23 protein-coding genes, 1 tRNA gene and 1 riboswitch are annotated in these 24,651 nt (G+C 62.2%); of the genes, 8 read left to right on the top strand and 16 right to left on the bottom strand.

The window, feature by feature from the left end:
• Positions 1-97 precede the first annotated feature (97 nt).
• Positions 98-170, bottom strand: a tRNA-Arg gene (locus AC3E6W_RS01355).
• Between the two features lie 144 nt (positions 171-314).
• On the opposite strand from AC3E6W_RS01355, the gene AC3E6W_RS01350 reads away from it, so the two are divergent.
• Positions 315-1,331 (top strand): DUF4031 domain-containing protein, encoded by a 1,017-nt coding sequence (locus AC3E6W_RS01350; RefSeq protein ID WP_485064208.1) that lies wholly within the window; start codon positions 315-317, stop codon positions 1,329-1,331.
• Between the two features lie 167 nt (positions 1,332-1,498).
• Here the strand turns inward: AC3E6W_RS01350 and AC3E6W_RS01345 are convergent, their stop codons facing one another.
• From AC3E6W_RS01345 to AC3E6W_RS01335, 3 genes are all read right to left on the bottom strand, one after another.
• Entirely contained in the window at positions 1,499-2,194 is a 696-nt protein-coding gene (locus AC3E6W_RS01345; protein ID WP_490652148.1) for a C40 family peptidase, read from the bottom strand.
• Positions 2,194-2,354, bottom strand: a riboswitch (cyclic di-AMP (ydaO/yuaA leader). (Overlaps the previous gene by 1 nt.)
• Positions 2,355-2,958: 604 nt before the next feature.
• On the bottom strand, positions 2,959-3,663 hold the full coding sequence (locus tag AC3E6W_RS01340) for an iron-dependent transcriptional repressor DtxR (RefSeq protein WP_049343159.1): 705 nt from the start codon (positions 3,661-3,663) through the stop codon (positions 2,959-2,961).
• Between the two features lie 176 nt (positions 3,664-3,839).
• Positions 3,840-4,691 (bottom strand): DUF3027 domain-containing protein, encoded by an 852-nt coding sequence (locus AC3E6W_RS01335; RefSeq protein WP_490652147.1) that lies wholly within the window; start codon positions 4,689-4,691, stop codon positions 3,840-3,842.
• A 141-nt stretch (positions 4,692-4,832) separates the two neighbouring features.
• On the opposite strand from AC3E6W_RS01335, the gene AC3E6W_RS01330 reads away from it, so the two are divergent.
• The 4 genes from AC3E6W_RS01330 (at position 4,833) to AC3E6W_RS01315 (ending at position 8,077) form a co-directional block, all read left to right on the top strand.
• Complete coding sequence (locus tag AC3E6W_RS01330) at positions 4,833-5,105, top strand: hypothetical protein (protein ID WP_049331544.1); 273 nt, start codon at positions 4,833-4,835, stop codon at positions 5,103-5,105.
• Between the two features lie 80 nt (positions 5,106-5,185).
• Positions 5,186-5,890, top strand: coding sequence for a response regulator transcription factor (locus tag AC3E6W_RS01325; protein WP_049343156.1), 705 nt, complete (start codon positions 5,186-5,188; stop codon positions 5,888-5,890).
• Between the two features lies 1 nt (position 5,891).
• A complete protein-coding gene (locus AC3E6W_RS01320) occupies positions 5,892-7,391 on the top strand; it encodes a sensor histidine kinase (RefSeq protein ID WP_070679889.1) in 1,500 nt (499 codons plus the stop codon).
• Positions 7,392-7,786: 395 nt separating this feature from the next.
• Positions 7,787-8,077 carry a WXG100 family type VII secretion target gene (locus AC3E6W_RS01315; protein WP_049331538.1) on the top strand — a complete coding sequence of 97 codons (291 nt, stop codon included), beginning with the start codon at positions 7,787-7,789 and terminating at the stop codon, positions 8,075-8,077.
• Between the two features lie 209 nt (positions 8,078-8,286).
• Here the strand turns inward: AC3E6W_RS01315 and AC3E6W_RS01310 are convergent, their stop codons facing one another.
• Complete coding sequence (locus AC3E6W_RS01310; protein ID WP_490652146.1) at positions 8,287-9,657, bottom strand: RNase H family protein; 1,371 nt, start codon at positions 9,655-9,657, stop codon at positions 8,287-8,289.
• Between the two features lie 177 nt (positions 9,658-9,834).
• On the opposite strand from AC3E6W_RS01310, the gene AC3E6W_RS01305 reads away from it, so the two are divergent.
• The gene (locus AC3E6W_RS01305; protein ID WP_490652145.1) at positions 9,835-10,893 is read left to right on the top strand and encodes a 4'-phosphopantetheinyl transferase family protein; all 1,059 of its coding nucleotides are present in this window, start codon (positions 9,835-9,837) and stop codon (positions 10,891-10,893) included.
• Between the two features lie 137 nt (positions 10,894-11,030).
• Here AC3E6W_RS01305 and AC3E6W_RS01300 read toward each other — a convergent pair whose 3' ends face one another.
• The 5 genes from AC3E6W_RS01300 to AC3E6W_RS01280 all read right to left on the bottom strand — a co-directional run bounded on the left by AC3E6W_RS01300 (position 11,031) and on the right by AC3E6W_RS01280 (position 16,248).
• The gene (locus tag AC3E6W_RS01300; RefSeq protein ID WP_490652144.1) at positions 11,031-12,134 is read right to left on the bottom strand and encodes an isochorismate synthase; all 1,104 of its coding nucleotides are present in this window, start codon (positions 12,132-12,134) and stop codon (positions 11,031-11,033) included.
• Positions 12,135-12,219: 85 nt separating this feature from the next.
• The gene (locus AC3E6W_RS01295) at positions 12,220-12,987 is read right to left on the bottom strand and encodes an SDR family oxidoreductase (RefSeq protein ID WP_294640545.1); all 768 of its coding nucleotides are present in this window, start codon (positions 12,985-12,987) and stop codon (positions 12,220-12,222) included.
• The gene (locus AC3E6W_RS01290) at positions 12,984-13,685 is read right to left on the bottom strand and encodes an isochorismatase family protein (RefSeq protein ID WP_070679877.1); all 702 of its coding nucleotides are present in this window, start codon (positions 13,683-13,685) and stop codon (positions 12,984-12,986) included. The genes AC3E6W_RS01295 and AC3E6W_RS01290 overlap by 4 nt, the downstream gene beginning before the upstream one ends.
• A 306-nt stretch (positions 13,686-13,991) precedes the next feature.
• Positions 13,992-15,401: an FAD-dependent oxidoreductase gene (locus AC3E6W_RS01285; protein WP_070679874.1), complete on the bottom strand. Its 1,410-nt coding sequence runs from the start codon at positions 15,399-15,401 to the stop codon at positions 13,992-13,994.
• A 217-nt stretch (positions 15,402-15,618) separates the two neighbouring features.
• Positions 15,619-16,248 carry an NAD(P)-dependent oxidoreductase gene (locus tag AC3E6W_RS01280; protein ID WP_070679873.1) on the bottom strand — a complete coding sequence of 210 codons (630 nt, stop codon included), beginning with the start codon at positions 16,246-16,248 and terminating at the stop codon, positions 15,619-15,621.
• Positions 16,249-16,360: 112 nt separating this feature from the next.
• Here AC3E6W_RS01280 and AC3E6W_RS01275 point away from each other — a divergent pair, with 112 nt between their 5' ends.
• Positions 16,361-16,708, top strand: a complete 348-nt coding sequence (locus AC3E6W_RS01275; protein ID WP_070679870.1) for a winged helix-turn-helix transcriptional regulator — start codon at positions 16,361-16,363, stop codon at positions 16,706-16,708.
• A gap of 331 nt (positions 16,709-17,039) precedes the next feature.
• Here the strand turns inward: AC3E6W_RS01275 and AC3E6W_RS01270 are convergent, their stop codons facing one another.
• Genes AC3E6W_RS01270 through AC3E6W_RS01260 form a run of 3 tightly spaced genes read right to left on the bottom strand, consistent with a single transcriptional unit; the run spans position 17,040 to position 19,400 of the window.
• On the bottom strand, positions 17,040-17,876 hold the full coding sequence (locus tag AC3E6W_RS01270) for an alpha/beta fold hydrolase (RefSeq protein ID WP_490652143.1): 837 nt from the start codon (positions 17,874-17,876) through the stop codon (positions 17,040-17,042).
• Between the two features lie 27 nt (positions 17,877-17,903).
• Entirely contained in the window at positions 17,904-18,908 is a 1,005-nt protein-coding gene (locus AC3E6W_RS01265; protein WP_070679864.1) for an NADP-dependent oxidoreductase, read from the bottom strand.
• A gap of 57 nt (positions 18,909-18,965) precedes the next feature.
• Positions 18,966-19,400 (bottom strand): Rrf2 family transcriptional regulator, encoded by a 435-nt coding sequence (locus AC3E6W_RS01260; protein WP_490652142.1) that lies wholly within the window; start codon positions 19,398-19,400, stop codon positions 18,966-18,968.
• A gap of 235 nt (positions 19,401-19,635) precedes the next feature.
• On the opposite strand from AC3E6W_RS01260, the gene AC3E6W_RS01255 reads away from it, so the two are divergent.
• A complete protein-coding gene (locus AC3E6W_RS01255; protein ID WP_490652141.1) occupies positions 19,636-20,163 on the top strand; it encodes a mycothiol transferase in 528 nt (175 codons plus the stop codon).
• 89 nt (positions 20,164-20,252) lie between these two features.
• On the opposite strand, the gene rlmC is transcribed toward AC3E6W_RS01255, so the two are convergent.
• The 3 genes from rlmC to AC3E6W_RS01240 all read right to left on the bottom strand — a co-directional run bounded on the left by rlmC (position 20,253) and on the right by AC3E6W_RS01240 (position 24,576).
• Positions 20,253-21,386 (bottom strand): 23S rRNA (uracil(747)-C(5))-methyltransferase RlmC, encoded by a 1,134-nt coding sequence (rlmC, locus tag AC3E6W_RS01250; RefSeq protein ID WP_490652140.1) that lies wholly within the window; start codon positions 21,384-21,386, stop codon positions 20,253-20,255.
• A gap of 636 nt (positions 21,387-22,022) precedes the next feature.
• Positions 22,023-23,645: a chaperonin GroEL gene (gene groL, locus AC3E6W_RS01245; protein WP_049343147.1), complete on the bottom strand. Its 1,623-nt coding sequence runs from the start codon at positions 23,643-23,645 to the stop codon at positions 22,023-22,025.
• 346 nt (positions 23,646-23,991) lie between these two features.
• Positions 23,992-24,576: a LytR C-terminal domain-containing protein gene (locus AC3E6W_RS01240; protein WP_070649962.1), complete on the bottom strand. Its 585-nt coding sequence runs from the start codon at positions 24,574-24,576 to the stop codon at positions 23,992-23,994.
• Positions 24,577-24,651: the final 75 nt, after the last annotated feature.

Here is a 24,651-nt window from a genome sequence, read left to right as displayed (position 1 = left end):
CCCACCCGCTTGGTCGCCCGGCCGCCCCTCGTTCACTCGGAGACGAGAAACCGCCCGCGCCTGCTAGTGCAAGCGACGGGCGGTTCTGTCATATGTGTGCCCCCGAGACGATTCGAACGTCCGACACCTTCTTTAGGAGAGAAGTGCTCTATCCCCTGAGCTACGAGGGCGTACCTATCCAGTATAAAGCACCGCGCGTCGCGGGTCGGCACAGTGTTCAGAAACCTCTGAGGCCTGCGCGATTCGCCTCCACTCTGCGTTCACCGCCCGAAGACACCCGCGCCCGGCGGCAGAACCGCTCCTACAATGTACGAATGAGCATCTACATTGACCCACCCGTCTGGCCCGCGCACGGCACCGTTTTCTCGCACCTCATCTCCGATGCATCCCTGGCGGAACTGCACGAGTTCGCCGCGGCGGCGGGCATTAGCGAGCGTGCCTTCGACCGCGACCACTACGATGTACCGGCGCACCGCTACGAGGAGCTGGTGCAGGCGGGCGCGATTGAGCTCAGCGGCGCACAGCTGACCCGTACGCTCATTGCGAGCGGCCTGCGCATCCCCCTAAAGGAACGCCCCGAGAAGATCCGCCCGCGCCTGCTTCGCACCTGGGAGGCGGCGTTTGCGCCCCGCCTCGAGCGTGCGGATGCGTCCGCCGAGTCGCGGGCCCGACTTGCGGCACAGGTGGCTGAGTTGGGCGAGCGCCTGCTGCAGGCGTGGGAGCAGCCGCACCGCGCCTACCACCACAGCGGGCACCTTTCGCAGATGCTCACCGATCTGGACCGCCTATATGCCCCCCACTCGCATACAGGTTCCACTCCCCTGCCGCTGGTTCTGGCGGCGTGGTTCCACGACGCGGTTTACGAGGGCGCGCCGGGTGAGGATGAGCGCCGCAGCGAACAGCTGGCGGGCGCCTCCCTGGAGCCGCTGGTCGTCGCTGGTCTGCTGAGCGAAGAGGAGCTACAGCTGGTGCGTCTTCTGGTTCGCGCCACGGCAACCCACGAGCTGCCCGAGTCCACCGAACTACCGGCGGGCTACAATCCGGCAGATATTGAGTTCTTCCTTGACGCAGACATAGCGATTCTGGCTGCCGAGCCGGCACGCTACCGCCGCTACCTGCGCGGGGTGCGTAGCGAGTACTCCCACTTCGATGATGAGGCGTTCCGCACCGGCCGCACGAGCTTCCTGCACTCCGTCCTAGAGCGCGAGCGCATCTTTCTCTCCGAGCGAGCCCGCGAACTTTGGGAGGAGCCCGCACGGGCCAATCTGTGTGGGGAACTCGCCGAGTGGGAACAGGCCCCGCAGACGCTCCTGCAGGCTCTCGTCCCGTAGTCTCACACCGTAGAGAAGCACCCCAAAATGCATACCGCCGAGTGTGCACGTGCGCTCTCGGCGGTATTCTGCGCGCTGAATGGGCACGCAAAAAAGCGCCCACCCCGTGCGGGGTAGGCGCCTTTTCGAAGTATGTTGGGCTAGACCCAGCTCTTATGCACTAAGGCTTAGAGAGCGGTGTAGTAGCCATCAACGGACATCCAGGAGGTGGGGTGCACCAGGGTACCGTTGGTGGGGTTCAGAGCGGAGATCATCTTGCCATCGCCCAGGTAGATACCAACGTGGCTGTAGCCGTTCTGGAAGACGATGTCGCCGGGCTGGGGGTTAGAGGTGGGGCGCAGCTCGTTCTTCATTGCGTAGGTGAAAGCGGTCAGCTTGATGCCGTGCTGAGCGAAAACCCAAGAGGTGAAGCCGGAGCAGTCCCATGCACCGAAGGTCTTGCCGCCCCAAACGTAGGAGCCGCCCAGGCCGCTCATTGCGGTTGCGACGATTGCGTCGCGGGAAGCGTTACCGGTGTTGGAGGAAGCAGCGGGAGCAGCCTGCTCCTGGGTTGCTACGGGAGCAACGTAAGCCTGCTGGGTCTCAGCCTGGGGTGCTACGTAGGTGGTCTCAGCTGCGGGTGCAGCGGGAGCCTGGGCTGCTGCGGGAGCAACGTAGGTCTGCTGTGCCTGAGCCTGGGGTGCAACGTAGGTGGTTGCGGGGGTGTTGTAGCTGGTGTAGTCGAACTCGTAGTTGGTGTAGTCGTAGGACAGATCAGCAGCAGCGGGAATCTGTGCGAATGCGTTCGCGGGAACGGTCGAGCCGAGCAGAACTGCGCCTGCTGCGAGGGTTGCACCTGCGGTACGTACGATCTTCTTAGCCATTGTTTCCTCCATTGCCTGACGAGGTGAGCTGTCGGGCTCGAGCATGGATTCGCTCGGCCACCGAAGTGACTTAGCCCCAAGGCTTCTCGAGTGAGAAGCCGTATCCCAGCTTGGGGATTGGGTCCCCCGCTTCTGCCATTCTGGGTAGACGTTCATCGAAGCGTTGGCAGAACTCAGCGGAACCGCTTCGACGGTGCCCTCTTACGATGAGGATTTGAGCACAGAAACGAGAATACACAGAAAACTCCCAGTTGTCACTTCATTCGGACTTAAATTTTGAACTTTCACCCTGGGGGGAAAACTTGGTACTCCAGGCAGTTGACTCCCTCTTAACGGAACCAACAACTACCGCTTAAGGCTCTTGACTAGGTACTTCACAAGGATGCACATTCGCTTTTAATGCGCCATCACCCATTAAGGACAGGGTTCAAAATTCTCAAAGATGACCCTTATTTCTTAAGTGTCCATTCTCAGAGATTGCTCAAACATCGGCGTTTCCCTCAGTTTCAACTTCAGATTTAAGCGAAAAACGCGAAAAATGCACTCGAGCGCAGTTGCTAAAACCTTGAGAGAGGAGTATATGCGCCCGCGCACATGACCAAACTCTGAAATACCCCACCCACTAGGCACCTCAGCCTCCCGAAGCCTCCCCGCAAGACCGAGCAGCCCTAACACGTGCACAAAAACGGTGGCACCGCCTCCACAAAGGAAGGCAATACCACCGTTTAGCGTGAACTGGGTTAGCAGACTCTCAGAATGAGAGCTTAGAGGTTGCCGCCGCGCTTGACCACAATTGCGTTTGCCACGTCCATATCCAGGGACAGGGTATCGTCCTCGCCGTCGGCGTGAACGATCACGTCATCATTCTGGCCGGCCACAACCGACACCGAGGCGCCGTAGACGATGCCCGCATCCGCCAGAAGCTTCAGCAGCTCAACGTCGGTCTGAATGGACTCGGGGAAACGGGAAATCGTGAAACGGTCCTCGGGGCCCGAATCGCGAGCGGCCAGAGACATCGGCACGGTGCGCTCGTCGTTCTTCTCGCTCACAATGCCCAGCTCTTCCAGACCGGGAATGGCGTTGCCGTAGGGGGAGAACTTCGGCTCGTTCAGCATCTGCAGGATGCGCTTCTCGACCTTATCGCTCATGACGTGCTCCCAGCGGCAGGCCTCTTCGTGCACATACTCGAGGTCCAGGCCAATAATATCGGAAAGCAGACGCTCAGCCAGGCGGTGCTTGCGCATCACCTCGACGGCCTTCTGGCGGCCCTCGTCGGTCAGCTCCAGGTGGCGGTCAGGCTCAACGGTGAGCAGTCCGTGCTTCTCCATGCGGGCCACAGTCTGGGAAACGGTCGGGCCGGAGTGCTCCAGACGCTCGGCGATGCGCGCGCGCATGGGGACGATGCCCTCTTCCTCCAGTTCGAGAATAGTGCGCAAGTACATCTCTGTGGTGTCGATAAGGTCAGTCATTATCTCTCCAGCCATCAGCGCGACAGTGCGTAGGTAGCCCTGCCTAAGTCGTTAGTTTACTCAATAAACTATTATGTACCCTTTGGGCAGTTTTTGCCACGAGACAGCCCCGCGAGTTGCCCAGCGCGAACAGCCGGGCACTCCGCGGGGCTCCTTAAATCTCTATGGTGGTGGCTCTACTCGGAGACGCTGCCCTCAGACCCCTCGGAGTCCCGGTCGGAATCCAGAGAAACCTCAACGGCCTCGGCAGGTGCAGTCTCGGTACCCTCTTCTGCACTCTCCGCGCTCTCCTCGGAGGCTGCGGTGGCGGCCTCAGAGCCCTCGGCCTTCTCCTCAGCTTTCTTCTCGGCGGGTGCCTCCGAAGAATCGGACGAGGAATCCTGATCCAGGTCCTCGGGACGCACGCGGTCAGCCCACGGCACCCAATCCGGGGCGATGAGCGCATCGTCACCGGGCAGCAGGCCCACCTCACAGATCGTAGCGACCTTCGAGCGCGGGGCACGGGAGAGGATCGCAAACCAGAACCAGCCGCGGTACCCGGGCATCGTGCACTCGAAGAGGTGGGTGCTCAGGCGCTCCTCCTCGGGGCGCACGTGGTGCACCAGACCAATATTGTGGTCGGGGGTAATCTCGCGGACGCCCTGCAGCGCTACATCCTTAGCCGCCGCTAGGATCTCATCCACCTTGGAGGTGCGACGGGCCTTGTGCGGAACGCCCAGGGAGGGTTCGCCCGGGTCCTCAGCCGGCGCGGAGAAAGGGTCGTTAGAAGTATCAGTGGGGGTCCGGGAATATTCGGCTTCCTCGGCGGCCTCGGTGAGGGCTGCCTCCACGGTGGCCTCGACGACCTTTTCGGTCTTCTCCTCGGCGGCCTCATCCGCAATCTTCTGCGCGGTCTCTACTTCCTCAGGTACAGCACCATCCACCGAGGTCTCGGCCTCCTCCGGGGCGGCAGCGGGCAGAGCGCCATCTGCGGGAGTATCGGGGGCGGGCACGGTTTCGGGGAGCAGTTCATTCACCTGTTCAGACATACCCCTATTAAAGCATCTCGCGTACACGAACACCTCGGGAGGCCCTCTAAGCTTCACAAACGCTGTGAATTTGGGGCCCAAACCCCCGATTCTGGGGCTTTGCTAGCAGAGAGCTGGGCACAAGCTGATACGGTTAATTTTATGAGTAACACCTCCGTAGAGACCCAGCACAGCAGTTCAGACCGGGCGTCCGCGCCTCTGCCCTACGCCCGTGCCATTCGTTGGCTGGGCGCGGGAGGCGGTATTCTCGCCCTCCTCTGCCTGCTCAGCGGAATCGTCATGCTCCTTATGAAGTGGGCCGGGGCCACCCCGCCCGCCGTCATGAGCCAGATTCCGCTCGTGCTTCTGCCCGTCGCATTCATCGCGCTGATGGTTGCGCTCGGCCTGGCAGTTCTGCGGCGCTCTAAAGCCTAACCACACACCGTTGCACACACTGCATTTCTCTACTCACCGACAGATCACCTTCCTGCCCTTCAGAACGAAAGATAAAGAGTATGTCTGCTGAAGCCAAGCTCCTCGTCGTTGATGACGAATTCAATATTCTTGAACTACTCGCCACTTCCCTGCGCTTTGCCGGTTTTGAGGTCGTCACCGCCGGTAACGGCCGCGACGCCCTCGAGAAGGCCAACACCGAATCTCCCGATCTGATTGTCCTCGACGTCATGATGCCCGGCATGGACGGCTTCGAGGTGACCCGCCGCCTGCGCGAGCTCGGAAGCACCGTCCCCGTCCTCTTCCTCACCGCGAAGGACGCCACCGAGGACAAGGTCACCGGCCTGGGTGCCGGCGGCGACGACTACGTGACGAAGCCCTTCTCACTGGACGAGGTGATCGCCCGCATCCGCGCCATCCTGCGCCGTAGCCGCACCGTCCAGGACGAGGACGATGCCGTTCTGCGCGTCGACGACCTGAGCCTGAACGTGGATACCCACGAGGTATTCCTCGGCGAGGAAGAAATCGATCTCTCCCCCACCGAGTTCAACCTGCTGCACTACCTGATGCTCAACGCCAACCGTGTGCTGTCCAAGGCGCAGATTCTCGACCACGTGTGGGAGTACGACTTCAACGGTGACTCCTCGATCGTCGAGTCCTACATCTCGTACCTGCGCCGCAAGATTGACAACAACCGCGAAAACCACGAGCCGCTCATCCACACCAAGCGCGGTGTGGGCTACATGATTCGCGGTTCCCGAGGCTAACGTGGCGCTCAAACCCCTCGATCGCATCCCCCTCTCGCTTTCCCTGCGTACGCAGCTGGTGCTGGTGACCTCCATGCTCATCGCCCTGGCGATTGCCGTCACCAGCCTCGTGGCTATCTCTGCTCTGCGCGCCCAGATGGTGCACCAGCTGGACGAAGAGATGAAGACCAGCGCACCGGCACTGGTGCAGCTGGCCACCGTGCGACCTTCCGGAAAGCAGGAGGGGTCGCTCAGCACCTACCGCGTCTACCTGCTCGATAAGGACGGCAAGGTGCTGTACTCGCTCAGCTCCGAGCACGACGAGCAGGCCGGCGAACCCACCCTGAACGGTTGGACCGCTGAGAAGGTGCGCAAGCAGAACGAGGAGGGCGTGACCGTTGGCTCCTCCAGCGGTTCCGCCGATTGGCGCCTGCTTGCCGTGCCGATTGAGGCGAACGACTCCTCGGGATTGACCGAGGCGAGTTCCCTCATCATCGCGATGCCGCTCAAGCAGACCAACCAGGTGGTCGCCCTGGTCGGCGTGCTCACCTTCGCGTTTGGACTCGCCACCCTGGCTTCCGCCATCGCCATGACGTGGGTGATTGTGACGCGCACCTTCGAGCCGCTCGCGCGCGTTGAGCAGACCGCCGCCAAGATTGCCGCCGGCGACCTCTCCCAGCGCATCGAGGACTACAACCCGAACAACGAGATCGGTAACCTCGCCATCTCGCTGAACACCATGCTCGCCCAGATTGAGGCGCTCTTTAAAGCCCGAGAGAAGAGCGAGGCGAAGATGCGGCGCTTCGTGGGCGACGCCTCCCACGAGCTACGCACCCCGCTGGTGAGTATCCGCGGTTATTCGGAGCTCTACCGCCAGGGCGCGCTTCCCACCGAGGAGGCGGTCGGCACCGCCATGAGCCGCATCGAGTCGGAGTCCAAGCGCATGGGCCAGCTCGTCGAGGACCTGCTGACACTGGCCCGCATCGACGAGCGTAGAGAGTCCAAGCTGGCACCCTTCGACCTGTTTAACCTGGCGGTGGACGCCAGCAACGACGCCTACGCTACGGCCCCCGATCGCGAGGTTTCGCTCGTGGGCCTCAGCGACGATGTTGCCCCCACCTCCGCGCCGGTGCTTGGCGATGAATCGCGCATGCGTCAGGTCGTGGCGAACCTGCTGACCAACGCGATGCGTTACACCCCCGACGGCACGCCCCTGGAGATTGCGGTGGGCGTGCGCGAGGAGGTTGCGGGATTCCCGCTGGCCACCCTTGAGGTGCGCGACCACGGCCCCGGTATTCACGGCGAGGATCGCGAGCGCGTCTTTGAGCGTTTCTACCGCACCGACACCTCGCGTTCCCGCGAGACCGGCGGCACCGGTCTGGGCCTGTCCATCGTGGCCGCCATCATCGAACAGCACGACGGCCGAATCCACATTGAAGAGACCCCCGGTGGCGGCGCGACCTTCGTCATCTCGCTACCCTACTACCCGCCGCCCATCTCGGATGAGCAGCTGCTGAACTAGCGGGTTACGTGTCTCCGGCAGCCAGCGGCGTACCGAAACCCAGAAGAAGCCCCAAAGAAGCCCCCGAGCCTTACGCTCGGGGGCTTCTTCGTGTCCGGAGGGTTCAATCGGTCGGCTCCGGCAGGCACGACCGGGTGTGGACGCACCGCCGGATGGACGCTACGCAAAGGGCCCAACGCAATATTCAGCGGAATTCTGAAGGCTCCGTTCGAAATTTTCGGTGCGTTGGAAGCAATCGGGAGGGTTTATCCACAGATTCTCTCATTGAGGTATTTTTAGGTAGTTTAATGCATTTTGAAAGAATATAGTGGTGCCATGCACTCGGGATAGTTCAGAACCCGGGGCAAACCCTCCCGGCGGCAACCCGCCGCCCACCACTCTCAAAGGAGAAACCCATGGCACAGTTCAACGTCGATTCTGAGGTCATCGCGGCCAAGAGCGCCCAGGCCAAGTCCTACGTCGCATCCATCACCGCGGATGTCAACGGCATGACCGCTTCCCTGCACGACCTGCAGAGCTCTTGGACGGGTTCGGCATCGGCCAACTTCCAGGGCGTGCTGGATCACTGGCACGCTACCCAGCGCCAGGTCGAAGAATCCATCACCCAGATCAACGAGGCCCTCTCCCGCGCAGGCGTCAACTATGCCGACACTGAGCAGGCCAACGCCTCGATGTTCGTGGGCTAAACGTGGGCTAAACGTGGGCTAGACAGCCCGCACCCGGTACGCCCCGCCACCACTGGATGGGCCCCGTGCGCGTGACGTACCAACGGAAAACCCGCCGCACCTCACTATTCGAGGGGCAGCGGGTTTCTCACGTTCTCTTTCCCGGTTCTTCTCAGAGGTTCTTCCCGGGGTTGCCGGCGGCGAACCCACCGGGAGCTACCGGGTGGGCGCTACGAGGCGGGGGTCTCCTGGCGGAAACGCAGGCGCCACAGGCCGCGCTCAGCGTCGTAATGCCAGATGCTCGAGCGGCTCACACGACCGCGGGCTGTCGCCACGGCGGCCATGACCAGAACGCTCGAGTCGTCAATCTGCTGAACCCCCTGCTTGGCCGGCGCACCCTGCTGGGTGAAGGCGCGCTCTCGATACTGCAACACCGAGGAACGCGAAACCGACTTGCCGGTGGCGGTCACCCACACCAGACGCTCGTGGAGCAGGGCGTCCAGCTGAGCCGGGTCCATAACGGCGCCGCGGCTTTCCAATAGCTGTTCGGCGGCGGCGGCATCCTCGGGACGCGGTGCCGCGGGAGCATGCCGCGTGGAAGGCTGGGTGGCGGGCTCGGAGACAGCGGGGGTGGAGACAGCGGGCGCGGCGGTCTGCACGGAACCGGGGGTCTCCGTGGGTGCCGGGATCTCTGCGCCCTCGCCCAGCAGCTCGGCGGGATCCACATCGTTCGGGTCGAGGCCGGCGAACTCTTCCAGGCCGGTCAGATCGTCCTCATCTTCCGCCTGCGCGGCGGAGGCCTGGTTGGCGGTTTCCTGCTGGCGGACCAGGGCCTGGGCATCGCGCTCGGCGGCACGCTCTGCGGCGAGGGCCAGCTGCTCCTTGCGGGTGCGAACCGCCTCCGGGTCGGGGGCGTTCACCGCGGAGGCGGGGCGCAGCAGGCCAGACAGGCGCAGGCTCTCCACACCGCGCTGGGCATTCTCAATCTCGGCGGCGGTGAATTCCTCCACGGGCAGGTGGGCATCCGCGGAGGCAGCAGGCTCACCCTCGGAAGCCGTGGTCGTGGCGGTAGCTTCAGAAGCCGCTTCAACCCGCGCTGTGGCGTCCTCTCGACCGGAGGCAAGCGAGCCGAAGCCGGGGCCGTACGCGGGTTCGCGGCCCTCCTGATAGGCGCGCGCAGCACCATTCGCCAGGGAATCCGCCTTCTCGTTGAGCTCGTGACCCGCGTGGCCCTTCACCCAAATAAACTCGTAGTCGCGGCCGGTCAGCGCCCGATCCAGCGCCTCCAGAAGATCGCGGTTGAGCACGGGCTTGCCGTCAGACTTCTTCCAGCCCTTCTTCTTCCAGCCGGGCATCCACTTGGTCAGCGAGTTAATGACGTACTGGCTATCGCAGTACACGCGCAGCTTCGCCTCCGGGCGGGATGCGGTCGCCTCGAACAGATCCAGGACAGCCTTGAGCTCACCCATGTTGTTGGTGCCGTGCGCCCAGCCGCCGCTCGCCCAGTGGTCGTCGTCGATATACCATGCCCAGCCCGCCGGTCCGGGGTTGCCCAGCGCCGAGCCGTCTGCGGCGGCAATGATCTCTTGCGTGCTGTTCACGGTACCTTCTTTCTAAGCTGCCACCCCTCTAGCGTGCAGGCGGCAGTCCGTAATGATGTCTGTGATGACTTTACCGCACCGGCGGCGAGGGTGCGTAGCGCACGGTCGCCGCTGTGGACAACCTCAAGTTGCCTCGCAACGCGAATTGCCGTAATGCCGGGCGGGTACACTAAACCTATGAGCTATTCTGCCCCCGAAACACCCAGCGCACAGCGCCCGGAGCGCCCTACCGCCCGTCCGAGCGAGCGCGTGCAGATTTTCGCTCTTCCCACCCGCACCATGTACGGTTCCCTGCGTTTTAGCTGGTTGAGCTACCTGGGGCTTGCTGAGCAGCAGCATGCGGCGCAGTTGCCGACCTCCACGGCGGCGGTCAGCTACCTGAGCACTCAGGCACTCATGCGCGCCATGGCGGCGGCTCGTCTGGATGTGCCGTCGAGCGCCGCTTCTGAGATTGAGGTGGATCGTTCCTGCACCCTGTGCACCAGCGGCAAGAAGCACGGCAAGCCGCGTATTGCGGGCGTGAACTTCAATATGTCGCAGGTAAACCCGTTGGTCGTGGGTGCTTTTAGCCGTAACTCCTCGGCGGTGCTCGGCGTGGATGTTGAGACCCTGGATGCGCGCCTGTTCTCCGGTTTTGCGCGTCTGGCGCTCTCCGATGAAGAACGCACGTTCTACGAGCGGGTGGCGCAGGAACGCCCCGCACCCGTACTGCACCTGCTCTCGGTGGCGCTGTGGACCGCTAAGGAGGCGGTGCTCAAGGCGACCGGCCACGGCCTGAGCGTGGTGCCCTCCCTGGTTCGGGTGCAGCTCACCGAGGAGCTGTTGGATGCGCTCGAACTTGCCATGAACGAGGAGGTTCCGGGTGACCTTCTGGACGGTGGCACCCCCGAGCCGACCGCCCTGCGCGTACTGACTCAGGACAGCTTGACCGCCCAAGCGACCTTTAGCGCGCCCGCGGCTCAGGGCGGCGGCGATCAGGGCGGTAATCAAGGCGGCGAGGCTATCGAGCGAAGCTTTAGCCTGCAGTGGGTACCCGTGGCGCTACCCGACGCGGAGAACCCCGAGCACGCGCAGAAGATGCTCATCGCCCTGGCGGTTGAGAACCCCGCCCATAGTGAGCCAACCCAGAGTGAGCCAACCCAGAGTGAACCAGCCCAGGGTGAGCCCGTGCAGGTTGAGGCTCAGCTTCTGCCCGTTGCCACTCCCCTGGAACTCAAGCGTCTGCTGACCGATTAGCCACGCCCCCATAACAACAACGACGGAACGCGCCCGCCATGACAGCGAGCGCGTTCCGTCGTTTTATTCTGCTGTTTTATTCAGTCATCGTATTCAGTCGTTTTATTCTGCCTCGTCAAGGCGTTCGTGGCAGAGTCTTAGGGCGTATCTTCGCCCAGCGTATCCACGCCCAGGGCGCGACCAAAGCTACCGAGCTTCGTGCCGGTCTCCGTGTGCTCCAGCTCCGGGTCGGACTCAGCCACGATACCCGCGCCCGCGTACAGCACCGCCTCCTCCGGGCTGACCTGGGCGCAACGCAGCACCAGCGCCCACTCGCCGTTACCCTCGGCATCCATGTAGCCGACCAGACCGCCAAAGTAGCGGCGCTCAAAAGACTCCAGCTGACGAATCAGCTCCAGCGCCTTCTCGGTGGGGGCACCGCAAATCGCGGGGGTCGGGTGGATCGCGCGGGCACCGTCCAAGCAGGTCAGCCCCTCCTTCAGCACACCGTCGATGGGGGTCGCCAGGTGCCACAGCTGCGGGGTCTGCAGCAACGAGGGCACATGCGGCACGTTCAGCTCCTCGGCAATGGGTGCCAGGCGCTCGGCAATATCGTTGATGACGTAGGCGTGCTCGTGGCGGTCCTTCGGCGAGGCGAACAGGCGGTCACGAATCGCCTCGTCCTCGGCGCTACCGGGCTCGGCAATGCGCGGGGCGCTACCGGCAAGCGGGTGGGTCTTGAAGGCGCGGCCCTCGGTGCGGAACACCAGCTCCGGGGAGGCACCCATCAGGTAGCTTCCGCTCATGCCGCGCTCACCCTCGGGTAGGCGCACCGCAAAGTTGAATGCGGAACGCTGCTGGGCACGCAGGTTGTTGTATAGCGCCTCCAGATTGAGAGCGCCGGGTGCGTAGCGGGCGGTGAGCACACGCGAAAGCACAATTTTGCTCAGCTCGCCCGCCTTCATGCGCTCCACGGCGGTCGCCACGGCGGCACGGAACCGGTCATTCTGGCGGCCGGTCACCGACACCGGTTCGGCCAGCTTCACGGTGTGCTCGGGGACCGGCACCTGCTGCTCCTCCAGGCGTTCAGGCACGAAGAGGTAGGCGGGCATATCAGGGTCAAAAGGAATCAGACCCACGACGGCGCTACCGGCACGTTTCGCCTCGTCCAGGGCGTTATCGAAGGTGACAGGGGTCATCGCACCGGACGCACGCAGAACGCGGGTGCCGGTGGCAAAGATAAAGTCGGGAAGGTTCGTCATCGTACTTCTATCAGTGGTGTGGGGGTTCGCGCCGGAAGCATTTAGAGTGCAGTGCGGGCGCGGGTATATTACACGCGGGGTGCCGTTAGAGGGTAGCGCCGCCGTCGGCGACAATCTCCTGCATGGTGATGTGGCGTGCCGCCTCAGAAATGAGGAAAGCGTTGACCGCCGCAATATCCGCCGGGTCGGCAATACGGCGCAGCGGAATGCCCAGGCGGAACGTTTCCGGGTTACCGGCAACCGGCAGGGCGGAGCGGTCCTCCCCCTCCCAGGCGTCGGTCACCATGGGGGTTCGGGTGGTACCGGGGCAGACCGAGTTCACGCGAATACCGTGCGCGGCAAGCTGCAGACCGAAGCTGGAACTCACGCGCGCCGCCGACGCCTTCGATGCACCGTAGGCACCAAACTCCGCGCGGGGCACACGCGCCGCGTTGGAGGCGACCGTCACCAGGGAGCGACTGTTCGCCGGGTCAGACTCCTGCTGGTCAATCATGATGCGCGCGAATTCGCGCAGGCACAGGAACACGCCGTCGGAGTTGACCGCGTGCAGGCGCTTCCAGGTGGCGAAGCTGGTTTCCAGTAGCGGCTGGCTGTGGGCGATGCCCGCGGCGAGCACCGCGCCGGTGATGGGTTCGTCGAGTGCCGCTACATCGTTGGCGAGGGCGATGACGGACTCTTCGCTCGTAACGTCTACGGCGCGGTAGCGGAAGATTGCGTCCCCGTAGGTGCCGAAGGAGGCAATGGGCTGCTCTGCAAGGTCAGCCGCAAACACCGAATAACCGTTCTTGATGAGCTGGTGGACGGTTGCCTCACCAATACCGCCGTTCGCGCCGGTAACAATTACCCAGCTCACGCGCGCGCCTCCTCAGCGCCCTCAGCCTTCTCAGCATCTTCTGCGGCCTGCAGGTCGGCGAGCACATCGGCGGTGTTCAGCACGCGGGCACAACGACCCGAAGCGTACTCGCACGCCATGCGGTGCTCCTCCTCCGAGAAGTCGGCGAGCGCGTCCGCAACCATAAACGGCTGAATATCACGCATGAACGCCTCTAGGGCGGTGGTCAGGCAGCCAATGTGCGCGTACACGCCGCCGATAATGAGCTGGTCGCGGCCAGACTCCTTGAGCAGGTCCTCGAAGGGGCTGCGCATGAACGCGGAGTAGCGCCACTTGGTCAGCACGGTGTCGCGGTCGGTGGGTGCCAGTTCGTCGAGCACGCGGGCGGACTCGTCGTTCTGCAGGCCGTCGCCCCAGAAGTCGATGAGCAGACGGCGGTCTTCGGGGTTCTGGCGCGGCGGCTGCGCGGTGTAGTAGACCGGGATTCCGGCGGCGTGGGCGGCGTCAATGAGGCGGCGCAGGTTCCGAATGGCGATGTTAATCTGGGCGTCCGGGTTGTCGTTGCCCTCACCCAGGTTGGCGCCTTCGAAAGCCTGGACGAAGTGTACCTGCATGTCGTGCACGAGCAGTACAGCGCGGGAGGGGTCCACAGGCCAGCTCACGCGGTTGCTGTGTTCACGGTCGACGTAGGTGTAGGGCTTAATTTTGGGCAGTGCCATGATTCTCCCGGTTCGTGCCTTTGGTTTTCGGTTGTATGCGCGGCGCAGGCGGTGCGCTGTGGTGGGTGTAGCAGCGAGTGAGGCTCGCCTCCGAGCCCCTTCGCGCTGACCACCCAACCGGTGAGCTTGCGCTTATCTCATAACCATCTTAGGGCATGCTTAGGTACAAGGTATATATGAGCCTTAACAAAAATGCTTCCCCACCCGCACCCCCGTTGACAGCACAACGGGCGGAACGGGCAGGGAAGCACTCGGACAAGCAGAAACGCTATACAAACCGCGAATTCAGCCGCGATTCTAGTTCAACTAGTTCACGGGCGCCGCGACGGCAAGAACCTCATTCAGACCCTCAGTGATCGAGGGGTGAGTGTAAATCTCATCGCGCAGCTGCGAAGCAGTAATGCCGTGGCGCATCGCCAGAGCCACCAGGTTAATAACCTCCATGGACTCGATTACCAGCAGCTGGGCGCCCAGAATCTGGTCGGTCTGCGCGTCAATCACGAACTTCATGATGCCGCGCGGGTTCTCCTGGGTCTTCGCGCGCGGCATCGCGGCAACCGCGGCAACCGGCTTCGAAGCGACCTTCACCTTGTGGCCAGCCTCGATTGCCTCACGCTCGGTCAGACCCACGGAAGACAGCGGCGGGTTCATGTAAATGGTCGAAGCCACTGCCTTACGGTCCTTAGTGGAGCGGGAACCGTCACCGACCAGCTGGGAGAGCACCACGCGGTAATCGTCGAGGGAGATGTAGGTGAACTGCGGGCCGCCGTTCACGTCACCGAGCGCGAAAATGTTCGGCACGGTGCTGCGCAGGTGCTCATCCACGACAATTGCGCCGCGGTCGTTGGTTTCGATGCTGGTGTTCTCCAGGCCCAGACCCTCGGTGGCGGGCTTGCGGCCGGTCGCAACCATCACGTAGTCCACCTCCAGCTCCCGGGTAGCGCCCTCGGAGTCGAGGTAGGTCACGGTCACCGAGTCAGCGCCGTCCTTGAAGGACTGCACGCGCACGCCGGTGTGAGCGGTAATGTCCTGGTCGGCAATAATTTCACGGGCAACCTGGGCAACGTCCTCGTCATAGCGGCCGAAGAGGGCGGGTGCGCCATCCAGAATGGTCACCTCGGTACCGTAGGAGGAGAAAATACCGGCAAACTCAACACCGATGGGGCCACCACCGATAATGCCCAGGCGCTTGGGGCGCGGGGTGAGCTTCTGCAACTCGGTGGAGGTGAGCACACGCTCAGATTCGCGGATACCCTCAATCGGCGGGATAACCGACACGGCACCGGTGTTGATGATGAAGTAGTCGGCGGTAACGCGCAGGGTGTCCTCGCCCGCGGTGACCTCAACCTCGGTGTCGGAGACGAAACGTGCGTGACCGTCAATGAGCTTAGCGGTCTCGTTGGACAGCAGGATCTCGCGGTTCTTGGCGCGCATCATGCCGGTCAGCTTGTCACGGAAAACCACGGCGGATTCGTAGGCGGCGTTTGCCTCCTCGATGGTGCGCTCGCCGCTGGCGCGGAACTCGTCGGCGCGGTGTACGAGCGCCTTGGTGGGTACACAACCGATGTTGATGCAGGTGCCGCCGTACATGTTTGAGGACTGCTCGATGAGGGCAACGTTCTTACCGGTCTTGGCGTATGCGCCGGCGAGAGTCTTGCCGCCCTTGCCGAAGCCAATGACGACCATGTCAAAGTGCAACTGAGCGGGGGTGGTCATAATATTCTCCTGTGAATTTTAGATGATGATGTCTTCACAGAGTTCAACGGAAAGAAATGAGTATTATTCCCGCGCGCCACATTTTTTCTTGACGCTGCGCTGGGGGTGCCTACCTTTTCCAGGCAGCCTAAAAAAGAGCCTTTATGTGAATAAAGCGGGATTTCCAACGCTATATTCACATAAAGGCTCTTTTTACACCCAGCAGCAGGGGTGTAAGCTAGCGCGACACCACGCTTACGCGTTCGCGCTGATGCTCCCCCGACTCAATAAGGTCAAGCACGGCGACCGCAAAATCCGCATAGCTAATTTCACTCTGCCCGGCGGCATTTATCGTCAGCACATCGCCTGCCAGCTGGTATTCACCCGTGCGCTCACCCTCAGGGTTAAACACCAGGGCCGGGCTCATGTAGGTCCAGGCAACATCCTCACGGATGCGCAGCGCATCATACGCCTGCGCCATCGCGGTAGCCAGCGGTTTGAATTCTTCGGGCATAGCGGGCGAGTCTACAAGCCGCTGATCCGTGGTCGAGTCGGGGTAGAGGCTACCGGCGCTGCCGATAACGAGCAGACGAGTTTGGGTGCCGCTGAGCGCCTCTGCAAGATGGACCAGGTGGTCCTTGTGCAGGTGCAGACTCTCGGGAGTCCACGCGCCGAAGGCGTCTACCACTGCATCGAACCCCGACAGGTCGTTGCGAGTGAGCGCGAAAACGTCCTTAATGAGTGCGTGCTGCGCCTGGGTGGGGTGTTCGGACCGCATGATAGCGGTAACTTCATGCCCGCGTTCGATGGCTTCACGCACGACGAGAGTACCGGCTTTACCGTTTGCACCGATGACTGCGATTTTCATGTTTCCTCCGCGATAAACGTTGTATTCTTAGGACGTATTCAACGCTACCGACGCGATAAACACCCGTCAATACGGCACTTTAACGTGCCCCAGTTACCCCAAGGAAACCATTGTGACGGACCAGTACCTTTACCAAAACGCTGAACTGCCGCAGTGCCCCGTCGAAACCACTCTGGAGGTTATTTCAACGCGCTGGGGCGCTCTGATTGTGCGTGATCTGCTCAACGGGCCCCTGCGGTATAAGGAGCTTCAGCGCTCGCTTGGCGATATTTCGCAGAAGGTGCTCACCGAAAATCTACGCCAGCTTGAGGCTCGCGGAATCCTCACCCGCACCGTCTACAAGCAGGTGCCGCTGCGCGTGGAGTATAAGCTGACCGAGCTGGGGCAGAGCATGCGCACCCTGTTCGATGCGCTGTGGGCGTGGGGCGAGCACTACCAGGAGGTCGTTGCGCAGAGTTAGTTGTGGAAGAACGGCGGCGACGGTGAGCGTCATTGCACCGGTTGGCCTTGGCGCCCTTGCCGAAGCCGATGACAACCATATCAAAGTGCAGCTAAGCGGGGGTGATCATAATATTCTCCTATGAAGTTCAGATGATGTTTTCTTCGCAGAGTTCAACGAGGGTGCGGGCGTATTATTTCCGGGTGCCGGTTTTCTTTGGGGCAGGCTCAGGCGATGGGGTATAAGGTGAGGCCCCCGCCGCAGGGGGCGCGGCAGGGGCCTCAAAGTAGGTTTTATGGGTGATATTTTGGCGGATTACTTGCCGTATTCGCCCATGTCAGTGGCCGGGACTCTAGCTTTCCAGGAACTTCAGCAGGTCCTCAGCGAACTCATCTGCATACTGGAAGAGAGCACCGTGACCGGAACGGTGGTACATCTTCAGCTCACTCTGGGCAACCTTGCGGTGCATATCGTAGGAGTTGACGCTGGGCACCATCATGTCGGTTTCACCGTTGACGATGAGGGTGGGCTGGGCAATGTACGCCATATCGTCCTGCGGCTGCTTGCCCCAGCGGCGAATAGCCACCAGCTGACGCAGGAAGCCGACAACCTTCATCGGGGCACCGCGGTGCGCCTCGGTGCGGGCATCCATGCGGTCCAGCACGCGCTGCGCCTCAATGCCGCCCTGTGCGTCGTGGGTGTAGAAGATGTAGCGCTTGGGGCTAATCTTCTCGCGGGCTGCACGCGCCATGTAGCCGAAGGTGGTTCCGGTGACGGCGTCGATTCCAGCGCCGCCGCGCGGGCCGGTACCGACCAGCACCATGCGGTTGATGAGGGCTGGGTAGGCGCGCACAACTTCCTGGGCAATCATGCCGCCCATGGACAGGCCCAGCAGGTTGACCTTCTGGTAGCCGAGGGCCTGAATAATTTCTGCTGCCTGGTGAGCCATACCGGAGATGGTGGTCGCAACAGAGCCTTCGCTGGAGCCTACACCGGGCAGGTCCATCACGATCAGGTGCTGGCGCTTAGCGAGCAGGTCAAGCAGCTTGGGGTCCCAGTCGTCCATGGTCGCGGCGAGGTGCACGAGCATGACCAGCGGAATGTCCGAGTTGCCTTCGCCGAGTTCTCGGTAGGCAATCTTCTGGTTGTTGACGGTGATGTGGCGGGTGGGAGTTTCGAGGTAAGACACGATTCTTCTTTTCGTTGAGTGAGGCGCTTATACGGTGAAGGAGATGACGGTCTTGCCGTTGGAACGGCCGTTAGCGACCTTGTCCAGGGCGGCGTTGACGTCTTCGAAGGGGAAGACAGTGTCGATAGAGGGCTTAATCTGACGCTCAGCGAAGATGTCAGCAACCTGCTGCAGCTGCGCGCCGTTAGATTCGACGAAGATGAAGTGGTAGGTCACGCCGTATTTCTGCGCCTTGCGGTCCATGGTGCGACCTGCCGCCCCGAAGAGCAGCTGCTTCCAGAGGGGCATGCCCATGCGCTGTGCGAATGCCTTGTTGGGCATGCCGCGCAGGGAGACGAGCTGACCGCCGGGCGCCATGATGCTCATCTGTTTTTCAGTCTCGTCGCCACCGAGGGTGTCGAGCACGTAGTCGATACCGCTGAGGGTTTCAGCGTAGTTTTCGGTCTTGTAGTCGATGAAGCGGTCAGCGCCAAGACCCAGCACGCGCTCCTTACCGGAGGCGCTACCGTTAGTGATGACGGTCAGGCCCTTTGCCTTTGCCAGGGGAATTGCCATGGCACCCACACCGCCGGTACCGCCGGAGATGAAGATGGTCTTGCCGGGCTGGGCGCTCATCAGGTCGAATGCCTGCATGACGGTCAGGGCGGTCAGGGGAACGCCCGCCGCTTCTTCGTCGCTGAGGTATTCGGGTACGCGAGCCAGAGCGGCCGCATCCACGGCTACGTATTCTGCGAAAGCGCCAATGCTGTTCAGCGGCAGGCGGGCGAAGACGCGCTCGCCGACTTTGAAGGAGGTGACGCCTTCACCGAGGGCTTCTACGCGGCCGACGATTTCGTTGCCTGCGATTTGGGGCAGGGCGTAGGGGGTGATGAGCTTGACTTCACCGCGGGAAATCATGTTGTCGAGGGGGTTGACGCCTGCGGTGCTGATCTTGACGAGTACCTGCTGTGCGGCGGGGCGGGGTGCGGGTACGTCGGTGACGGTGAGGGCGATGTTGTTCTTGTTGTAAGAAACGATCTGTGCTGCCTTCATGGGGGTCCTTTCGGGTGTGGTGTTATTCGGTAAGTTCTGGTGTCGTATTTGAGCCGGTTATGCGGGAGGGGTTTTTCCTGCCGCGGTGTAGAGGTTCGTGATGACGTTGCGCAGGCTTTGCTGTGCGAGGTCTTGAGCCAGGTGCCGCTGGGTTTCTTCGAAGATGGGGTTGACCGCCTGGAGGATGTGGGCGCCGACCGGGCATTCTTCGTTCGCGTTGTGGTGCGTGTGGAAGAGGTTGATGCTGCTGCTTTCCTGGACGGCGAGGTAGATGTCGAGGAGGCTAATGTTCTCTACCGGGCGGGTGAGCTGGTAGCCGGGTTTGCCGCGCTGGGAGCTGAGGATATCTGTTTTTTTGAGGAGGGTGATGATTTTGCGGATGTAGCTGGCGTTGGTGCCGACGCTACGCGCGAGGTCCTCGGAGCTGAGCGTTTTTTCGCTTTCGCTAATCATCGTTAGGACGTGTAGTGCTACCGAGAATTTGGTGTCCATGTCCCCTCCTGGGTTGTGTGCCGCATACCTTAGTTGTATCCGTATCGGGTACAAGTACAACTATGACAGCAAAAACTTACATCGTCAAGTTTTATCTCTAGGATGTGCGCCATAAACACAAAGGCCCTTCCCTCCTTCCACAGCCGCCCCTCAGCCCGCTCGGGCGTAGACTGAAACTACCCGGCTCCCTACAAGAAGCCGGCCTAAAGGAAGCCAGCAAATTCAGGAGAACTCCATGAACACCCACGATATTCTGCGTGACGCCGCCAGCCGCCCCGGTATCGAAGCCGCCGTAGCCGTCAAGGGGCTATCCCCCGAGGCGCTCAACGTCCACCCGGGCGGGCACCCGAACTCTATCGCCTGGCTGCTCTGGCACGCCGGACGACAGATGGACATGCAGCTCTCCGCCCTGAACGGTCAGCCGCAGGTCTGGGAGGCTCAGGGCTTCAGGGAACGTTTCAACCTGGGCGAGCTGGGCGACACCATGGGCTACGGCCACACCGCCGAGCAGGCACGCTCCATCGTGGTTGAAGATTCTGCCCTGTTGGTGGAGTACCTTGTGGCGACCGGCGAGGCGCTCGCCGACTACGCGCAGACGCTGAGCGAGGCTGATTTGAGTGAGATTATTGACCGTTCGTGGACTCCGCCGGTGACTCGCGGGGTGCGCCTAGTCAGTCTGATTGACGACGCGGCACAGCACGTGGGTCAGGTGGCGTACGTGGCGGGTATTCTCGCCGCACAGAATTTCACAGCGCAGGGTTAGAATTTCACGCCCACTAGAGGGGAACGAAAAAGCGGTGGCGCCTCGGACACAACCGTCCGAGACGCCACCGCCTACGCGTATAAAGGCTGCTACTGCCGTTGCAGCAGCACCATGACCTCGTAGTGGTCCGTATGCGGGAACATATCCAGCACACGGCCCTGCACCGGCGCATACGCGGGCATGCGCTCTAGGTCCTTCGCCAAAGTCACCGCATTACAGCTCGAATACACCACACGGTCAATACCCGAACCTTCAATCCACGCGCACAAGCTCTCACCAATACCGCGACGAGGCGGGTTCACCACCAGCATCTGCGGCACCGTGCCCGAAGACACCGCAAACTCCGGCGCATCCTGAGCCGAAAAGTCCACGCCCTCAAGCCCATACTCAGCGACCGTGCGCTGCGCCGAAGCGACCGCCTCCGCACTAATCTCAATGCCCGTCACCGAGCCGCCGCCCATCACCGAGGCAGCGTGCAGGGCAAAACCACCCACGCCGCAGTACAGGTCCCACAGCGAGCGCGGAGCCACCTCACGCACCCACTCGCGGCCCTGCGCGTACATCGCCTCGGCGACCTTCGTGTTCGTCTGGAAGAAGCTCTGCGGGCGCAGATGCAGGGTCAGGTCGTTCACCTGCATCGGCAGGGTCTGACGCTCCGAGAGAATAATCTCCTCGTCGCCCTCAACGCGCGCCACCGGCTCACGCAACAGGTTCACCGACAGAACCGCCAGGTTCGGCAGCCGCTCCTGCAGCCAGCCCAGCTGCCGGCGAATCGGCACCAGAAGCTTCTTCGAACGCAGCACGAAACGCACCATCAGCTCACCCGCCGCCGAAGCGGTAACCAGAATATTCTTCAGCTCACCGCGGCGATTCGGGATGTCATAGGGGGTCAGGTCTGCGCGCTGAATCAGCTCACGCAGCACCGGAATAGTAGCCTGAATCGGCTCCATATAGAGCGGACATTCGCTTAAATCCGTGGATGCGCCCGTACGGTAGTCCACGATGCCCAGGGTCGGGTTCTTCGCCGAACCGCCCACCACGAGCTTCGCCTTATTGCGGAAGCCCGCCTCCGCGCTGGTCACCGGATCCAGCCACTGCAGCTGCGGGTACGCGGCAAGCAGGGCGCGGGCATGCTCCTGCTTCGCCTGCACCTGCGCGGTGTAGGCGGTCTCAATGCTGGGGCAGGAGGAGCAGAGGTCTTCACGAAAATAGGCACATTCCATAGGGGAACCATTTTACCGCCTCCACGAGCCGGGAACGCCGCCGGCCCATGACGCACGGGCGCTTAGGAACGCGAAGGACCCGATGGCCGAGTCCCCGGGCGACAATTTACTTTCAGCGCCGACCGATACGACCCCACCGAGAGCACGGAGAACCCCGAAAAGACTGACAGCACCCCAAGAAAGCCCAGGCACGAGGCGACGGCCCCGGCAGAAAAGACAGAGCCGATGGACCCAATCGAGAATACCGAGCCAATCGAAAACGCCGAGTTCACGGAGCCAATACTGCAGAACGAGTTCACCGATCCGATGCTCAGAATCGAGCCCCGCGATCCGATGCTCTTCACGCTCCGATTGGCGCGGTCCGGGGCTGGTGAAAGATGAGAAGAAGACGTGGTGTTAGAGCTCATGTTCTCAGCATATCGCTTACCCCCTCCTCGCCTCGCAAACACCTCTTTGAGTTACCGCCCAAACGGCACAGAAAAAGCGGGGGCGGCCACCCTTCATGGGTAGCCGCCCCCGCCTCATACGGATGCGTGGACCTGCGCCGGTTTGGGTACCAGCGCCGGGTCACCACCGTGTCACGCTTCGCGTGCCACGGATTCCGTAGAAATTTACCCCATCAGGGATAAATTTCTACTACATCATGCCTGCCATGCCGTCCGCACCGGGAGCAGCCGCGCCGGCGGGCTCCGGCTTGTTTGCCACAACAGCCTCAGTGGTCAGGAACAGGCCAGCAATAGACGCAGCGTTCTGCAGAGCCGAACGGGTCACCTTCACCGGGTCAGCAATACCAGCAGCCATCAGGTCCTCGTACTCGCCGGTCGCAGCGTTCAGGCCGGTACCAGCAGGCAGGGAACGAACGCGGTCAACCACAACGCCCGGCTCCAGGCCAGCGTTAGCAGCGATCTGCTTCAGCGGTGCGTCAATAGCCACGCGCACAATGTTCGCGCCGGTCGCCTCGTCACCGGTCAGCTCCAGCTTGTCGAAGACCTTCACGCCAGCCTGAATCAGAGCAACGCCACCACCGGGGACGATACCCTCCTCAACAGCAGCCTTAGCGTTACGCACAGCATCCTCGATGCGGTGCTTGCGCTCCTTCAGCTCAACCTCGGTTGCGGCACCAGCCTTCAGCACAGCAACACCACCGGCGAGCTTAGCCAGGCGCTCCTGCAGCTTCTCACGGTCGTAGTCGGAGTCAGAGTTAGCGATCTCTGCGCGAATCTGAGCCACGCGACCCTCGATAGCTGCTGCGTCGCCTGCACCCTCGATGATGGTGGTCTCGTCCTTGGTCACAACGACCTTGCGGGCGGTACCGAGCATGTCCAGGGTTGCTGCGTCCAGGGACAGGCCAACCTCTTCGGTAATGACCTGGCCACCGGTCAGGATGGCGATATCGGCCATCTGAGCCTTACGGCGGTCACCGAAGCCCGGAGCCTTCACGGCCACGGACTTGATGGAGCCGCGCATCTTGTTCAGCACCAGCAGAGCCAGAGCCTCACCCTCAACGTCCTCAGCGATAATCAGCAGCGGCTTGCCGGACTGCATGACCTTCTCCAGGACGGGGACGAGGTCCTTAACGTTCGAAATCTTCTGGTTCACAACCAGGATGTAGGGGTCCTCCAGGACTGCTTCCTGACGCTCCGGGTCGGTCACAAAGTAACCGGACAGGAAGCCCTTGTCGAAGCGCATACCCTCGGTCAGCTCCAGGTGCAGGCCGAAAGTGTTGGAGTCCTCAACGGTGATGACGCCTTCCTTGCCGACCTTCTCCATTGCCTCAGCAATGAGCTTGCCGATCTCAGCGTCACCAGCGGAAATAGACGCGGTTGCGGCAATCTCTTCCTCGGTCTCAACTTCCTTCGCGGAGGAGAGCAGAGCCTCGGTCACAGCCTCAACAGCCTTCTCGATACCGCGCTTGAGGCTCAGCGGGTCAGCGCCAGCAGCCACGTTGCGCAGGCCCTCGCGGACCAGCGCCTGAGCCAGAACGGTAGCGGTGGTGGTACCGTCACCGGCAATGTCGTCAGTCTTCTTGGCAACTTCCTTGACGAGCTCCGCACCAATCTTCTCGTACGGATCCTCCAGCTCGATTTCCTTCGCGATCGAGACACCGTCGTTGGTGATGGTGGGGGCGCCCCACGCCTTCTCCAGCACAACGTTGCGGCCGCGGGGGCCGAGGGTCACCTTCACTGCATCGGCGAGGGTGTTCAAACCGCGCTCCAGGCCGCGGCGTGCCTCTTCGTCAAAAGCAATGAGCTTTGCCATAAGTGTCCTCCTGAACGATAGGATTTTCTCCTGCATCCCGCTGGGATGCGGTACGTCTAAAATTGGGGCCCGGACCCTGGCGCGTGTAACTCACGCGCGCGCCATGCAGGGCGCCCAAATGCTACATCAATTGTGGCACCCGCACCGGCAGGGGGCAAACGTTTAAGCCCAAGGTTGAAGGGTTAATCGCCCAGTGCTTAATCTGCGCTCACCCAACCCACCATCGGGGACCTCAACGCCCTCTCGAGGGGGGACGTTAAAGCATCAACCCCACCCGGTACCTGATTGGAATTGCACGAGTGGGGTCGGTGAAAGTTTGTCATGACAAAGCGGCAGAGGCGGGGGCCTAGCCGGTGTAATCGGAGGCCAGAACCACAATCACCTCGTGGTTGCCCATCGGCACGGCGGAGGTCGCCTGGCGCACCTGGGAAATGTCCAGGGCTGCGGCGATGCTCTGCGCCTGCGCCTGGTAGCCCTCCGCGTAGTACACCACGCTGGTCGCCGGGGCCGCACCAGTGTAGTTGGCGGTCTCGTTGACGGTGTAATTGCTCAGCAGAGCCGCCGCGCTCGAGGCGCTACCGGCCGGGGCAGACGCGTTAAACACGCCCACCGAAATGCTGTCCACCAGGCCCGTCTTCGAGGGGCTGGCCGAGGCCGTCGCGGACGCAGAGGCCGAAGCGGAGGTAGCGGATGCCGAGGAACGGGCCGAAGCGGAGCTCGACGCGGACTTCTGCGCCGAGTACTCGGGCGAAGCCGTGCGCGGGGCATAAATGTACATGGCGGCACCCACCAGCAGGCCAACCACGCCGGCGGCAACCAGCGGAATAGCACCCTTCGGGCTCTTTGCGGGATCGGCGTTGACCGCGCGGTAGGTTCCGCGGCGCGCGGTCTTCTCGTCCACCTCATCAAACTCGTCGCGGGGATAGCTCATGGTCTCCTCAATTCACGGGTACTTTATCGCGGTGGTCCGCGCGGTGCTTCTTCGAGGTAGCGCGGCGGATGACTC

It is taken from the genome of Rothia sp. SCPM-O-B-18226 (M350) (assembly GCF_058213595.1).
The sequence above is the reverse complement of the archived record's forward strand: the minus strand, read 5'-3'. Positions and strand labels throughout refer to the sequence as shown.